Source organism: Paenibacillus peoriae, assembly GCF_022531965.1.
In the GTDB taxonomy this organism is placed as follows: domain Bacteria; phylum Bacillota; class Bacilli; order Paenibacillales; family Paenibacillaceae; genus Paenibacillus; species Paenibacillus polymyxa_D.
Genome location: NZ_CP092831.1, coordinates 961,510 through 973,985 on the forward strand (window position 1 = coordinate 961,510; position 12,476 = coordinate 973,985).

At 48.5% G+C, this 12,476-nt stretch carries 14 protein-coding genes; 7 read left to right on the forward strand and 7 right to left on the reverse strand.

Going from position 1 to position 12,476, the window contains the following annotated elements:
- Positions 1-6: 6 nt before the first annotated feature.
- The 5 genes from MLD56_RS04340 to MLD56_RS04360 all read right to left on the reverse strand — a co-directional run bounded on the left by MLD56_RS04340 (position 7) and on the right by MLD56_RS04360 (position 5,557).
- Positions 7-984: a FecCD family ABC transporter permease gene (locus MLD56_RS04340; protein WP_241113476.1), complete on the reverse strand. Its 978-nt coding sequence runs from the start codon at positions 982-984 to the stop codon at positions 7-9.
- A complete protein-coding gene (locus MLD56_RS04345) occupies positions 981-1,985 on the reverse strand; it encodes a FecCD family ABC transporter permease (RefSeq protein ID WP_165149927.1) in 1,005 nt (334 codons plus the stop codon). The genes MLD56_RS04340 and MLD56_RS04345 overlap by 4 nt, the downstream gene beginning before the upstream one ends.
- Positions 1,982-2,962 carry an ABC transporter substrate-binding protein gene (locus tag MLD56_RS04350; RefSeq protein WP_029517146.1) on the reverse strand — a complete coding sequence of 327 codons (981 nt, stop codon included), beginning with the start codon at positions 2,960-2,962 and terminating at the stop codon, positions 1,982-1,984. Before MLD56_RS04350 ends, MLD56_RS04345 begins: the two co-directional genes overlap by 4 nt.
- 200 nt (positions 2,963-3,162) lie before the next feature.
- Positions 3,163-3,891, reverse strand: coding sequence for a response regulator (locus tag MLD56_RS04355; RefSeq protein WP_029517145.1), 729 nt, complete (start codon positions 3,889-3,891; stop codon positions 3,163-3,165).
- A complete protein-coding gene (locus MLD56_RS04360; RefSeq protein ID WP_029517144.1) occupies positions 3,884-5,557 on the reverse strand; it encodes an ATP-binding protein in 1,674 nt (557 codons plus the stop codon). Before MLD56_RS04360 ends, MLD56_RS04355 begins: the two co-directional genes overlap by 8 nt.
- A 161-nt stretch (positions 5,558-5,718) precedes the next feature.
- Here MLD56_RS04360 and MLD56_RS04365 point away from each other — a divergent pair, with 161 nt between their 5' ends.
- Both MLD56_RS04365 and MLD56_RS04370 read left to right on the forward strand, forming a co-directional pair.
- Entirely contained in the window at positions 5,719-6,012 is a 294-nt protein-coding gene (locus MLD56_RS04365) for a putative quinol monooxygenase (protein ID WP_029517143.1), read from the forward strand.
- Positions 6,013-6,056: 44 nt separating this feature from the next.
- The gene (locus MLD56_RS04370) at positions 6,057-6,881 is read left to right on the forward strand and encodes an aldo/keto reductase (protein WP_029517142.1); all 825 of its coding nucleotides are present in this window, start codon (positions 6,057-6,059) and stop codon (positions 6,879-6,881) included.
- A gap of 92 nt (positions 6,882-6,973) precedes the next feature.
- Here the strand turns inward: MLD56_RS04370 and MLD56_RS04375 are convergent, their stop codons facing one another.
- Both MLD56_RS04375 and MLD56_RS04380 read right to left on the reverse strand, forming a co-directional pair.
- The gene (locus tag MLD56_RS04375; RefSeq protein ID WP_029517141.1) at positions 6,974-7,627 is read right to left on the reverse strand and encodes an SdpI family protein; all 654 of its coding nucleotides are present in this window, start codon (positions 7,625-7,627) and stop codon (positions 6,974-6,976) included.
- Entirely contained in the window at positions 7,624-7,935 is a 312-nt protein-coding gene (locus MLD56_RS04380; protein WP_029517140.1) for an autorepressor SdpR family transcription factor, read from the reverse strand. Before MLD56_RS04380 ends, MLD56_RS04375 begins: the two co-directional genes overlap by 4 nt.
- A 212-nt stretch (positions 7,936-8,147) precedes the next feature.
- On the opposite strand from MLD56_RS04380, the gene MLD56_RS04385 reads away from it, so the two are divergent.
- From MLD56_RS04385 to MLD56_RS04405, 5 genes are all read left to right on the forward strand, one after another.
- A complete protein-coding gene (locus tag MLD56_RS04385) occupies positions 8,148-8,759 on the forward strand; it encodes an alpha/beta hydrolase (RefSeq protein ID WP_029517139.1) in 612 nt (203 codons plus the stop codon).
- A gap of 72 nt (positions 8,760-8,831) precedes the next feature.
- Positions 8,832-9,056, forward strand: coding sequence for a small acid-soluble spore protein Tlp (tlp, locus tag MLD56_RS04390; RefSeq protein WP_025721177.1), 225 nt, complete (start codon positions 8,832-8,834; stop codon positions 9,054-9,056).
- A 240-nt stretch (positions 9,057-9,296) separates the two neighbouring features.
- Positions 9,297-10,589 carry an ABC transporter substrate-binding protein gene (locus tag MLD56_RS04395; RefSeq protein ID WP_029517138.1) on the forward strand — a complete coding sequence of 431 codons (1,293 nt, stop codon included), beginning with the start codon at positions 9,297-9,299 and terminating at the stop codon, positions 10,587-10,589.
- A gap of 27 nt (positions 10,590-10,616) precedes the next feature.
- Complete coding sequence (locus MLD56_RS04400) at positions 10,617-11,579, forward strand: carbohydrate ABC transporter permease (RefSeq protein WP_029517137.1); 963 nt, start codon at positions 10,617-10,619, stop codon at positions 11,577-11,579.
- Between the two features lie 3 nt (positions 11,580-11,582).
- Positions 11,583-12,422 carry a carbohydrate ABC transporter permease gene (locus tag MLD56_RS04405; RefSeq protein ID WP_029517136.1) on the forward strand — a complete coding sequence of 280 codons (840 nt, stop codon included), beginning with the start codon at positions 11,583-11,585 and terminating at the stop codon, positions 12,420-12,422.
- The last annotated feature ends 54 nt before the right edge of the window (positions 12,423-12,476 follow it).

Below are 12,476 nucleotides of genomic sequence, written 5' to 3' on the forward strand. Positions count from 1 at the left end.
CTCATCCTATCCGCTGCCTTTCTGTTTGCGTTCCCGTAGTAATAGATACAAAAAATATGGCGCGCCAATGACGGCTGTCACGATGCCAGCGGGAATTTCGAGCGGCGGCTTCAGACCCCGTCCGAGCGCGTCGGAGAGGACGAGAATCAGCGCGCCGATCATCGCCGAGCCGGGCAATAGATAGCGGTGGCGATTGCCAAATAACCGTCGTGCCAGATGCGGTGCCAGCAGTCCGATAAATCCGATGGAGCCGATGGCAGCGACACAGGAGGCAGCCAAGGCGACTGACACGGCTAGCAGTCCTGTACGCACACGCTTCACGCTAAGTCCCAGCCCAGCAGAGCTTTCCTCATCTAGGCTCATAATATCCAGCTTGCGCTGTAGTGCATAGGCGAGAGGTAGTAACACGATTAACCACGGCAGTAGCCCATACACTTCGTCCCAGCCTTTGCCCCACAGACTTCCAGCTAGCCAAGTGAGCGTGTCGCTGGCTTCGAGTGGATACTTGACCAGTATATAGTCGGTCGCAGCCTGAAAAATAGCGCCCACCGCCAGTCCGGTCAAGGCTAGCATGTTGGGACGCATGCCTCCCTTCATCGAAAGCTGTACGAGCAACAGTGCTGCTAGCCCGGCACCGACAAAGGCGGCTACAGGCAACAGCGCCACTGGGGATGAGGGGAGCAGTACGATGACGAGAACCGCCGCAAAGCCGGCCCCTTTGGATACACCTACCACATCTGGTGAGGCTAGCGGGTTGCGGATCATGCCTTGCAGCAGAACACCGGCCACTGCCAGCCCAGCTCCGGCCATGATGGCCAGCAGGCCGCGCGGCAGCCGATAATGGTGAACGATGAACCAGGAAGAGGCATTCCGGTCAGTCAGAGCCGCGATCAGCTCAGCGGGCGTAATGTAGGTGCTGCCTACGCCTATAGCTATAAAAGCAACACTCAGCATGAGCGCGAGTAAAATCCACAGTTTTTTCATCGTGAAGCCCTCCCGTTCTTATGCGCTAGATATAAAAAGAAGGGCGCGCCCACCAGTGCGGTTACAATGCCAACGGGCGATTCATAAGGAAATGCAATAAATCGTCCAAGCACGTCTGCATAGGTCAGCAGAAGACCTCCGCAGATTGCAGACAGGGGGATGATCCGTCTGTAATTGTCGCCTGTAAACATCTTGATGATATTCGGTACCATCAGGCCCAAAAAGCCGATGGACCCGGCTACCGCTATGGCAGAGCCTGCCAGCATAATCACTGAGGCCGAGGCCAGTAGGCGGACAAGACGTACGTTTTGTCCCAATCCCTGTGCGACCTCCGTCCCGAGGCTCAGCACAGATAGCGAAGGGGCTAGCGCCAGTGCAAGAATCATACCCACGGCAAACCATGGCAGCACCAGACGCGTGTCGGCCCATGTGGACCCGTCGATGGCTCCGGCGAGCCAATACAGCACATCAGATATTTGCTCGTTAAACACGAGCAGTCCCTGGGTGATGGAGGCCAGCAGCAGATGCACGGCCATCCCGGCTAGGGCCAGCTTGACCGGCGTCATGCCCGCCGTTCCGGCCAGCGCATATACGAAGGAGCCGCCTGCGATGGCCCCGGCGAAAGCAAAATAAATGCTGCCGGACGATCCGATATTCGGCAGCAGCACGACGGACAGCACGACAGCCAGCGAAGCGCCTGAGCTGACCCCGAATACCTGCGGCGAAGCCAGCGGGTTGCGTGTGATGGCCTGCATCAGGGCTCCTGCCACGGCAAGCCCGGCCCCGACGATTAGGCCAATAACGGCACGCGGTAGGCGGACCGTCAAGACAATGAGCTGATCCTTGGACGGGTGCTCGGTGAACAGCGCAGTCAGCATGGTGGGGATGTCCATCCTGACTGGGCCAATCGCCACGCTGAGTAGCAATCCAGCCAGCAACGCAGCGATAAGTGCAAAGAAGACCGGCTTATTCAGCCGGTCGCGTGAGGCTTGTCCGATCAATGGGAGCCGTCTCCTTTACTTTGCGCGGGATACAGAAGCGAAATGGCTTGCTCCAGTATTTTCTCGGCTGAGCCGAGTCCACGGTACCGGGTCCATAGTGCCCGGTTTACTTCGTAAACTTCCCCTTTTTTGACGGCTGTAATGTTTTGCCAAAGCGGGTTTTGCTTCCATTCCGCAATCAGCTTCTCGTCGGCTTCCACCAAAAAGATCACATCAGGATCCGCTTGTGAAATCTGTTCAAGCGTAAGCTTGACGGTAGGTTCGCTTGTATTTTGAAGGGCGTTGTGGATACCTGCTTGCTCCAGCAGTTGTCCATCAAAGGATGAAGCGCCGTGAGCCGATAGTGAATCAGAACGGAATACCCCTAGCAATACGCTGCGTGGCTCACCAGCTTTGATGCCTTCTTTCAACTTTTCCATTGTAGCTTTATGCGCCGCGAGAATTTGCTCGCCTTTTTCCTTCTCACCCAACGCATCGGCGATGACACTGAAGGATGCCAGGTTTTGTTCATAGGAGGAATTTCGGCTCTTTAGAACAATGGTCGGAGCAATCTCGCTTAGTTCTTTGTATATGCTTTTATGACGATTCAGATCGGCAATAATCAAATCCGGCTTCAAGGAGCTGATCGTCTCCAGGTTGGGCTGTTTGCGCGTGCCTACTGGTGTGAAGTCGATTTTCTTGCCGAGCAGCCCATCAATATCATCGTCATTTTCCTGAGCTATGCCGACAGGTGTTACGCCCAGTTGGGTTGTAGCATCGACAAAAGAGAATTCCAAGGTTACGATTCTTTTGGGTGTACCCGTAACTTTGGTTTCTCCCATCTCATGTTTAATCATTCGAGTGTCGCCTGTTGCTTGAGGTGCTGCTGCGCTGTTATCTTGTGACTGGCTTCCACATCCCGCCATAATGACCGTCAGTAGTGCCAGGATCACTGCAAGCAGCATGCCTGTGCACAGTGGTTGTTTCGGTGTTGCCATATATTATCCCCCGTTCCAAGTATGCTTACCAGAGAAACTGATAATCATTATCAATCAACTAACTGATGATCATTCTAGCAATCGGGAAGGAGGACGTAAATAATGTGGTCATTTAAACCGTTTTGATCGATTAAATGAATTAAATTCATTAAAATTACGAATAAGAGGAGGGAGAAGTACCGACATCAGAGATGGATGGTTTATGCATCTCCCCGCTGTCGGCGATAGATACGCTCTGGTCTGCCAACGGTTCCGTACACCTGATCGTGGTGCGCATCGCCACTTTCCACTAAGTACTCCAGATACCTTCTGGCTGTAGAACGGCTCATACCCAGCTCAATTCCCACTGTACCTGTAGTCACCTCACCCCGTCGATTCAGGAGATCTAGCACTTTGTCGCAAGTCACTTTATCGATGCCTTTGGCCCATAGTTCTCCAACTCCGTTCCCTGCCATCCGACCGGTGCCCACGCTTTGAAGCAAACTGTCAATTTCCGATTGCTCCACCGTGGATTGTTCTTCCTGCCATGTTGTGACTTGTCGCCGAAACCGGGCGTATTCCTTCAAGGTAGCACGCAATCTCTCAAATACAAGCGGCTTCACGATAAAATCAAACACGCCTGCACGAACGGCTTGTACCACTGTTTCAGCTTCTTTGGCGGCAGTCAGCATAACAACATCTGTACCCGGATAGTGTTGCTTGATGAACGATAGCAGGGTTAGACCATCCGTATCAGGAAAATAAACATCCAGCACGACTAGAGGAGGACGAAGTACGTCCAGTTGAAGTTTTGCCTCAAATTCGTTTGTCGCGATTGCACATACGGTGAACCCATCCACCTTTTCAATAAATCGGCGGTTAATCTCCGCAATTCGCGGATCATCTTCAATAATAAGAACCTCAATGTCCGATAAAACCCGCTCATTCATGGGCGTAATCTCCTTTTGCATCATTACTCGTATCAGTTCTTTGTAAAGGAATGTATACCTCAAAAATACTTCCACCACCAGGCCGTTCGTGTACTTCTATAGAGCCGCCCATTCGTTCAGTGTACTCCAGCACGAGAGCAAGGCCATATCCATGTCCAGCTTCTGCTTTGGTCGAAGCTCCTCTGACAAACAGCTTTTCTTGGATATCGTCCGAAATTCCCGATCCGTTATCTGCAACTTCGACGATGATGGCTTCAGTCGTTTCTTCAAGCCGGAACCAGACCTGTCCGTCAGAGATGGAGGACATCGCAACAGCTTCCATGGCATTGTCCAGCAGGTTTCCGACTACGGAAGCGAGAAAGGACCACTCCAACGTAGGAGACTGGGTTGAGAATGCTCCTTTAATATCAGAATGGAGTAAGATCCCTTTTTCCAGCGCCTGTTTCTTCTTGCCGATCAGTAGGCTGGCGATGATTGAATCGGGCAGGAGAGCAGTGGCAATCGGCCTGTGTACACGATATTCCTCTGATTCCTGGGTGATAAAGTCCACCGCTTCGTCATAACACTCCAACTGAATCAGGCCGGATATGAGATACAGCCGATTGGCGTATTCGTGTGTTTGTGATCGCAGTACTTCCGCATAATCTTTGACCTCTGTCAACTGTTGTGTCATTCGGAGCAGTTCGGTCTTGTCACGCAGACTGGCAACTGTTCCCATGATGCGACCGGAACGATCCTGGATCGGCACACGGCTGACGACTACAGTTCGCTGCTGGACCTCAATTTCCTTATTCCATATGTACTGTCCCTGATCTGGCCCCATCGTTGAATGCTCTACTGTGTAATCGGCAACAAGCATATCAACCAGTACATCCGGAACACCAGTCAAGTGACGAAGGTCGCATCCGTAGATAGAGGTTTCCGGTGGGAGTCCGATCAAACGAGCTGCCTGTGGATTGGCAAGTGTGATTTGTCCGTTACTATTTACCGCGATAATCCCTTCGCCGATGGACTCAATAATGGCTTGCTTTTCCTGGTACAACCGTCCGATCTCCACTGGATCCAGTCCATGCAGTGCGCGGCGTACCCGTTGCGCTATAATCAGGCTTCCCAATATGCCGATCATCAGAGCACCCACCATTAACCAGAGCCATGCATATGTGTATGTACGAATATTTTGCTGCACATCTGTCATTAAAAAACCTACAGAGACGAGCCCGATGGCCTTACCTTGCTGATCATAAACGGCTGTTTTGGCGCGTATTGACGGTCCAAGAGAGCCCGTCGATTCAGTGATCAAGGACTGCCCTTGCAGTACCTTATCATTCATGGGGTCTATCATAGGCGTGCCGATGCGCTCCGGGTTTACATGCCACTGCCGGATGAGATGACGATCAGCAATAGTAATAAAATCAGCTCCGCTGCTGGCTTGGACGGGCTTTATGGCCTCGTTGATACGCGAACGCAATTGCGTCGTCTCGGTCCGCTCCAGAGCGTCTCTGACCTGCGCATCTACGGCGAGGGTATTGGCGACGGTTAGCGCCCTTTTTCCGATTTCATCATATAGAGCGGAGGTGATCATATATCGAAAGGATAATCCCAACAGCCCGGTAACTACCAGTACTAAAAGGGATATAAATACTATAAGTTTTGTCTGAAAACGCACATGCCTTCACCGCCGTTAAACAAAATATAGGAGGAACGAATCAGCCGATAATCTCCTCCATACGATCCATTTTACTGCATTACAGAAACGCCCGCACTTTTATTCTATCGAAAGAATGGTCTATAATAGAAATAGTTACATAATACGAGGAGGAACATAATATGATTATTATTCATGCCGATATGAAAGTTTTACCTGAGAAAAGAGAAACTTTTTTGCAACAAACCAAAGGGCTGATCAGCGCATCCCAAGCTGAAGAAGGCAATGTACGTTACACGTTAATGCAGGATCTGAATGATCCCAACGCATTTACGATGGTTGAAGAGTGGAAAGATGCTGCTGCTGTAGATTTCCATAATAATTCTGCCCATTTCCAGGCATTTGTTGCCGCCGCTAAAGAATTGTTGGCTGCTCCGCTTCAAGTGAATGCTTTTCAGGATGCAACTAAACTGTAACCATCCCGTTGGATAATTCATAATCAGGAACAGGAGGAATAGACATGGGGAACATTGCAGATACAACTGTACTGAATAACGGAGTTCAGATGCCTTGGCTTGGTTTTGGTACCTACAAGGCGGAAGGTAATGAGGTCTACGAAGCGGTCAAAACAGCTATTGAGGTCGGTTACCGTCACATTGATACAGCGGCGATCTACGGCAACGAGGAACTGGTTGGACAAGCCATTCGTGATAGTGGAGCGGCTAGAGAAAATCTGTTTGTAACCACCAAGCTATGGAATCAGGATCAGGGCTACGATTCAACACTGCGTGCCTTTGAGGAAAGTCGTAAACGGCTGGGTCTGGATATCATTGATCTGTATCTCATTCATTGGCCTGGTAAGGATAAGTACAAGGAAACCTGGAAAGCATTTGAACGCTTGTATGAAGAAGGAAGCGTACGCGCTATCGGCGTTAGTAACTTCCAAGTTCACCATCTCGAAGACCTCCTCCAAGATAGCAACATGGTTCCTGTCATCAATCAAGTGGAGCTTCACCCACGTCTGACACAACAAGAGCTGCATCAATACTGCCGGGAGCACCAGATTCAGCTAGAATCGTGGAGCCCGCTGATGAAGGGGAAATTAACCGAGCAAGCGGACATCGTTGAGATTGCTGCCAAATACGGTAAAACCTCTTCGCAGGTCATTTTGCGTTGGCATCTGGATCGGGGGATTGTGACGATTCCCAAATCGGTAACCGCGCATCGTATTCGCGAAAATGCTGATTTATTCGATTTTGAACTAACGACTGAGGATATTGACCGAATTAATGGTCTTCATCTGGATGAGCGTGTAGGCATCCATCCCGATAAGCTGTTGTTTTAAATAAATATTCACTTGTAAAAAAGAACCTCCCATTCTGCGTTTATCGCGGTTTGGGAGGTTCCTTTTTTAGGTTCAGGTGTGGCTTTGTCTATTTACTTGTTTAGCTTACGATACAACAAGTAAGAATAGAGTACAGGAGAGATAACGGATATGATCAGTACGGTTAGGAAAATGACTACTCCCGCCATTCCACCGATCCATGCCGCCACCAACGCTGAAGCACCGCCAAGCATCATCATAGGCCCCCCGAAACGGTGCGTTTTACGCCATACCTCGGGATTAGACAGAGTCCACGGCGTGCGGATACCGAACGTATAGTTCGGCTGTACCTGAGTCATATAATTCCCCATCATCATCAGCATCAGGCCTATTAACCCTAAAATTATAGCATTCATTTGCAGTCGTATATTCAGGTTATACAGCAGCATTCCCCATCCAGCTACAGCGAGAACTACAGAAACACCTGCACGCGTAACTTCATAGGCTTTTGAAAATTTCTCATAATTAGCTCTGTTGGGGTCCATGTGGCGTGCCAATCGAATGACCAGCGGGACTAGGCCCAACAACACGAGCATGATAATAGAACCACTTTTGCTCGTATACCCGTCTGCTGTATTGTTAAAGTTAATATGCGAGGCTAGAACATTGGGAAGCCGGTCGTACAGCAGTATAGCGCCTATGGCGGGTGATAAGGCAATCAAAGTTGTCAAAACATCCGTCAAGCTCCAAGGTGTTCGAAATTTCATTCAGATTCCTCCCCATCCTTAATATGATTCACATTTTTCCTGGCAGGGGTATCGGAGTGGGCTATACTGAACATCCAACCGATGACATCCGCCACAACCGTTGTATGCAGGGTGTATATAATGTTTTGCCCCTGTCGTTCATCCAGCACCAGCCCAGCCTGCTTTAGGATATTGAGATGGTGGGAGATGCTGGGTTTGCTAATTTGAAAATGTTCAGCTACTTCGCCTGCGCTCATGCTTTTTTCCTTTAAAAGCTGCAAGATTGTACGCCGGGTCGGATCAGCCAAAGCTTTGAAGGCATCGTTCAAAATACATTTCCTCCTTTAGATATTTAGATAATATTCTAAATATCTAACACCATAGTAAAATACAGCTATACTACATGTCAATGGAACAAGACATCATTTTAGAAAAAATTAACGAGGTCAATTATGTTTGTATAAAGTAGTGAAATGGGCTATAATCAATTTATACAAAAATAAGATTCTTAATTTAAAGTTAATTAGAGGAGGGAATAGATATGAAACACGTCTTTCGTAAAGGAAATGATCCGCAAGCCCCGGTTATTTTGCTGTTGCATGGTACAGGCGGGAATGAACAAGACTTAATACCTTTGGCTGAGATGGTAGCAGCGGGAGCTTCTGTGTTAGGCGTAAGAGGAAATGTGCTGGAAAATGGGATGCCGCGTTTCTTTCGCCGTTTGGCAGAAGGAGTGTTCGACATTGAGGATCTCGTATTTCGTACCAAAGAACTGAGCGAATTTGTGGACACAGCTGCAGAGCAATACGATTTTGACCGTAATAACGTGGTGGCTCTGGGCTATTCCAATGGTGCAAACATAGCCGCCAGCATGCTCTTTCACGATGCAAAAGCGTTACGCGGAGCTATTTTGCACCATGCAATGGTGCCGTTGCGTGGGCTGGACTTGCCTGAATTGAACGGTGTCCCTGTATTTCTGTCTTCCGGTGAAAATGACCCGATTGTTCCGACTTCGGAATCCCGGGAGCTGCAAGCATTGTTGGAGGGAGCCGGAGCGCAGGTGGAAGCATATTGGGAACGCAATGGTCATCAATTGACCCGTACAGAAGCTGCCGCCGCAGGCCAATGGTTTGGAAAGCATTTTAATGTATAAAATAACTCGATAACGATCAAGCTACGGTTTAGCGCTCCCGTGAGCGATTCTATATTAGGAGGCGTCAAACCAATGGCAAAACCGGATAATCGAGCCGATAATGTTGAACACTTGCAACAAAGTATTCAGAACACACAGCAGAACCTGCGTGAAGCTGAAGGATATCTAAATGAATTTTCCTCTGAAATCAGCAACGAGGAGCGTCAGCAGATCGAAGAAAAAAATAATCGTCGTAAAGAAAGTATTAGATCATTTCGCGAAGAAGTGAAGGACGAAGCAGCTCATTCCCAAGAGTAGTAAAAATAGAGAGGCCCAACTTCGAGTTTTAATTCGGGTGGGGCCTCTTTTTTATGCAAAAATCATCATAACTGTATTCATTTAAATTGCCCCCTATAATGCAGTGGAGACGCTAATCTTCGTTGAAAATAAAAATTTTATAAATAATGTTGTTGTAAACTAATTTGTATTGATGTTAAATAATAAAAGAAAGCGCAATCATTTATGAATTAGGATTTCATCATGCGAAGGGGGAAGGATATGCTGCTGCGAAGAAAAAGCATGGCTTTGATGTTTATGGCGGTGGTTTTGATGGCTGGACTGCTGCAAGGCTGTTCTTTCAAGACCGATGAAAAGGAAGGGCCGGGAACAGAACTTGTATTATGGACGTTCAATGAACTGCATGAGAAGTTTTTTCTGCAAATGGCTGATCAATGGAACCAACAGCACCCTGATGAATTGATTAATTTGAAAGCGAATACATTTCCTTATGACAACCATCACAGCAAGCTGTCGATTGCGCTGCAATCGGGGGTGGGAGCGCCGGATATCGCGGATATCGAGGTGAACAAGATCGGTAATTTCCTCAAAGGGATACCGCAACTGGTCCCGCTCAATCCGGTGATTGACCCCGAGATCAATAACATTGTACCTTCCAGAGTACAGATTTACGGCAAAGACGGTAAATATTACGGCATTGACTTCCACGTCGGGGCCGAAGTGATGTATTACAATAAAGAGATTATGGATCAGGCGGGGGTAAACCCGGATTCCATCGTCACCTGGGCAGACTATGCTGCTGCAGGCAAGCAAGTACTTGCGAAAACAGGCAAGCCAATGGCGACCTTAGAAACGAATGACCTGTGGAGCTATTGGCCGATGATCTCCCAGCAAAATTCAGATTTTCTGGATGACAAAGGCGAGTTGACGTTGGATAACGAAACCAATATTAAAACACTTGAGTTTCTTCAACAGATGGTAAAAGACAAAGTCGCTATTCCCTCACCGGGCGGCGGGCATCATATGGAGGAATACTACGGGTTTATGAACAAAGGCGGGGCTGCTTCGGTATGGATGCCGATGTGGTACATGGGGCGTTTTACGGATTACATGCCTGACCTGAAAGGTAAAATTATCATCAGACCCATGCCGGCGTGGGAAAAAGGCGGCTATCGCTCAGCGGGTATGGGCGGAACCGGAACGGTAGTCACGAACCAATCAGAGCACCAGGATCTGGCGATGCGTTTTCTAGCCTTTGCCAAGCTGTCCAAGCAAGGGAATGTGGAGATTTGGAAGCAGCTAGGGTTTGATCCCATCCGCAGTGAAGTGTGGACAATGCCGGAAGCCAAAGCCAAAAACAAATTTACGGAGTATTTCGGAACAAATATTTTTGACACGCTGATCGAAGTCAAAGATGAGATCAATGCGGTGCATATTGGACCGAAAACGCCTGACATCGCCAGTGCTGTACGCAATAAAATACTTTATCGGACACTACAGAGTGGCGAAGATCCAGCCACGGTGCTGCATGAGCTAGCAGATGAACTGAGATAGACCCCAACAGGAAAGGGAGTGAGATTCATGGCAACGCCCGTTCATACGAACGCTAATGTACCGACAGGTCAGCCGCCAAAAACTCAGCGTCCGGCCAGAAGCCAATGGAGCCGATTTATTCATTCCAGTCGTACGGCACCGTATGTGTTTGTCCTTCCATTTTTACTGTCCTTTGCGTTATTTTTTGCCTATCCGGTCATCTCGACGGTCATTATGAGCTTCCAGGAAGTCCTGCCAGGGATAACAACTTATGTTGGACTGGAAAATTATAAGGACTTAATCAATCCTACGTTTGGAAAGGCGATATTGAATAGCGTCCTGTACACGCTGCTTACACTGGTCGTGCTGATTCCTCTGCCGCTGGTATTGGCAGTATTGCTGAATTCGCCTAAAATGCCGGGCAGAGGGTTGTTTCGCTCCGTGATGTTTATACCTGCACTAACCTCGGTGGTGGTAGCAGGAACGATCTTCCGCCTCATGTTCGGGGAATTGGATGGTTCGCTGATGAACTCCCTGTTGGGGGTCTTCGGTCTGGAGCCGTATAAATGGCTAATGAACGCCAACACCGGCTTTTTAGCGTTGATCGTGCTGGCCTTGTGGAGATGGTTGGGCGTAAATATGCTGTACTACATGTCGGGACTCCAGAACATTCCCCCCGAGTTGTATGAAGCTGCGCAGATTGATGGAGCCAGTCGATTCGATTCATTTTGGCGGATTACGATTCCTATGCTGAAACCAGTGACGATCTACGTATTTACGATTAGCATTTATGCGGGGTTGTCCATGTTCACGGAAAGCTACATGTTGTGGAACGGAAATAACTCCCCGAACGATATTGGTTTAACGATTGTTGGCTATCTCTATCGCCAAGGTCTGGAGCAGAACAGTATGGGCTTCGGAGCTGCGGTGGGCATTGTATTGCTCGTATTTACACTCGTGCTGAACCTGATCCAGCTCAAATTTTTCGGCATGTTCCGGAAGGAGGATTAAGCGATGGCTCAGAAACAAAAAGGCTCATTATCCGCATTGCTCGTTGTCCTGTTCATTCTGTTTGCCGGGTTTGCCCTGTTTCCGCTATTTGCCGTGACGCTTGCCTCGTTCAAGCCATCTACGGAGCTGTTGCGCTACGGCTTGAATCTTAAGCTGGAGTGGGACATCATGTCCTTGAAAAACTATGCGTTCATCTTTCAGGGGACGACGGATTATTTTCAATGGTACTGGAACAGTATTGTTATTACCGTCTTGTTTACGGTGTTATGTCTGATATTGTCCGCGATGGTGGGCTATGGTCTGGAGATGTACCGTTTTAGATTGAAAAATGTGATTTTCACACTGGTGCTGGTTGTAATGATGATTCCGGTAGAAATTATCATGCTGCCGCTCTACAAGCTAATGATCGGCATGAAGCTGATTAATACAGTATGGGGTGTAATTCTACCCTTCGTCGTCGCGCCGATCCCAATCTTTTTCTTCCGTCAATATTTGAGTGGAGTACCCAAGGATTTTATGGATGCTGCGCGGGTTGACGGCTGTTCAGAATATGGCATTTTCGTACGCATTATGATGCCTCTAATGGCGCCTGCATTTGCGGCAATGGCTATTTTGCAGGCGATGAACAGTTGGAATAACTTCCTGTGGCCGATGATTGTATTGCGGACCAACGACATGCTGACACTGCCCATTGGACTGTCCAGTCTGCTGACGCCATATGGCAACAATTATGATGTGCTGATCGCGGGCTCCGTTTTGGCTATTTTACCGATTCTGGTCGTGTTTCTATTCTTCCAGCGTTACTTTATTGAAGGAATGACGGCAGGTGGAGTAAAAGGGTAATCGAAAAGGTATTCAATGGAGCGATTGAATACAAGAAATGTGCAACGTCAGAAA

Coding starts and splice junctions, on each gene's coding strand:
- MLD56_RS04340 (WP_241113476.1), bottom strand. CDS start 984: ATGAAAAAACTGTGGATTTTACTCGCGCTCATGCTGAGTGTTGCTTTT.
- MLD56_RS04350 (WP_029517146.1), bottom strand. CDS start 2,962: ATGGCAACACCGAAACAACCACTGTGCACAGGCATGCTGCTTGCAGTG.
- MLD56_RS04355 (WP_029517145.1), bottom strand. CDS start 3,891: ATGAATGAGCGGGTTTTATCGGACATTGAGGTTCTTATTATTGAAGAT.
- MLD56_RS04365 (WP_029517143.1), top strand. CDS start 5,719: ATGATTATTATTCATGCCGATATGAAAGTTTTACCTGAGAAAAGAGAA.
- MLD56_RS04370 (WP_029517142.1), top strand. CDS start 6,057: ATGGGGAACATTGCAGATACAACTGTACTGAATAACGGAGTTCAGATG.
- MLD56_RS04375 (WP_029517141.1), bottom strand. CDS start 7,627: ATGAAATTTCGAACACCTTGGAGCTTGACGGATGTTTTGACAACTTTG.
- MLD56_RS04385 (WP_029517139.1), top strand. CDS start 8,148: ATGAAACACGTCTTTCGTAAAGGAAATGATCCGCAAGCCCCGGTTATT.
- tlp (WP_025721177.1), top strand. CDS start 8,832: ATGGCAAAACCGGATAATCGAGCCGATAATGTTGAACACTTGCAACAA.
- MLD56_RS04395 (WP_029517138.1), top strand. CDS start 9,297: ATGCTGCTGCGAAGAAAAAGCATGGCTTTGATGTTTATGGCGGTGGTT.
- MLD56_RS04400 (WP_029517137.1), top strand. CDS start 10,617: ATGGCAACGCCCGTTCATACGAACGCTAATGTACCGACAGGTCAGCCG.
- MLD56_RS04405 (WP_029517136.1), top strand. CDS start 11,583: ATGGCTCAGAAACAAAAAGGCTCATTATCCGCATTGCTCGTTGTCCTG.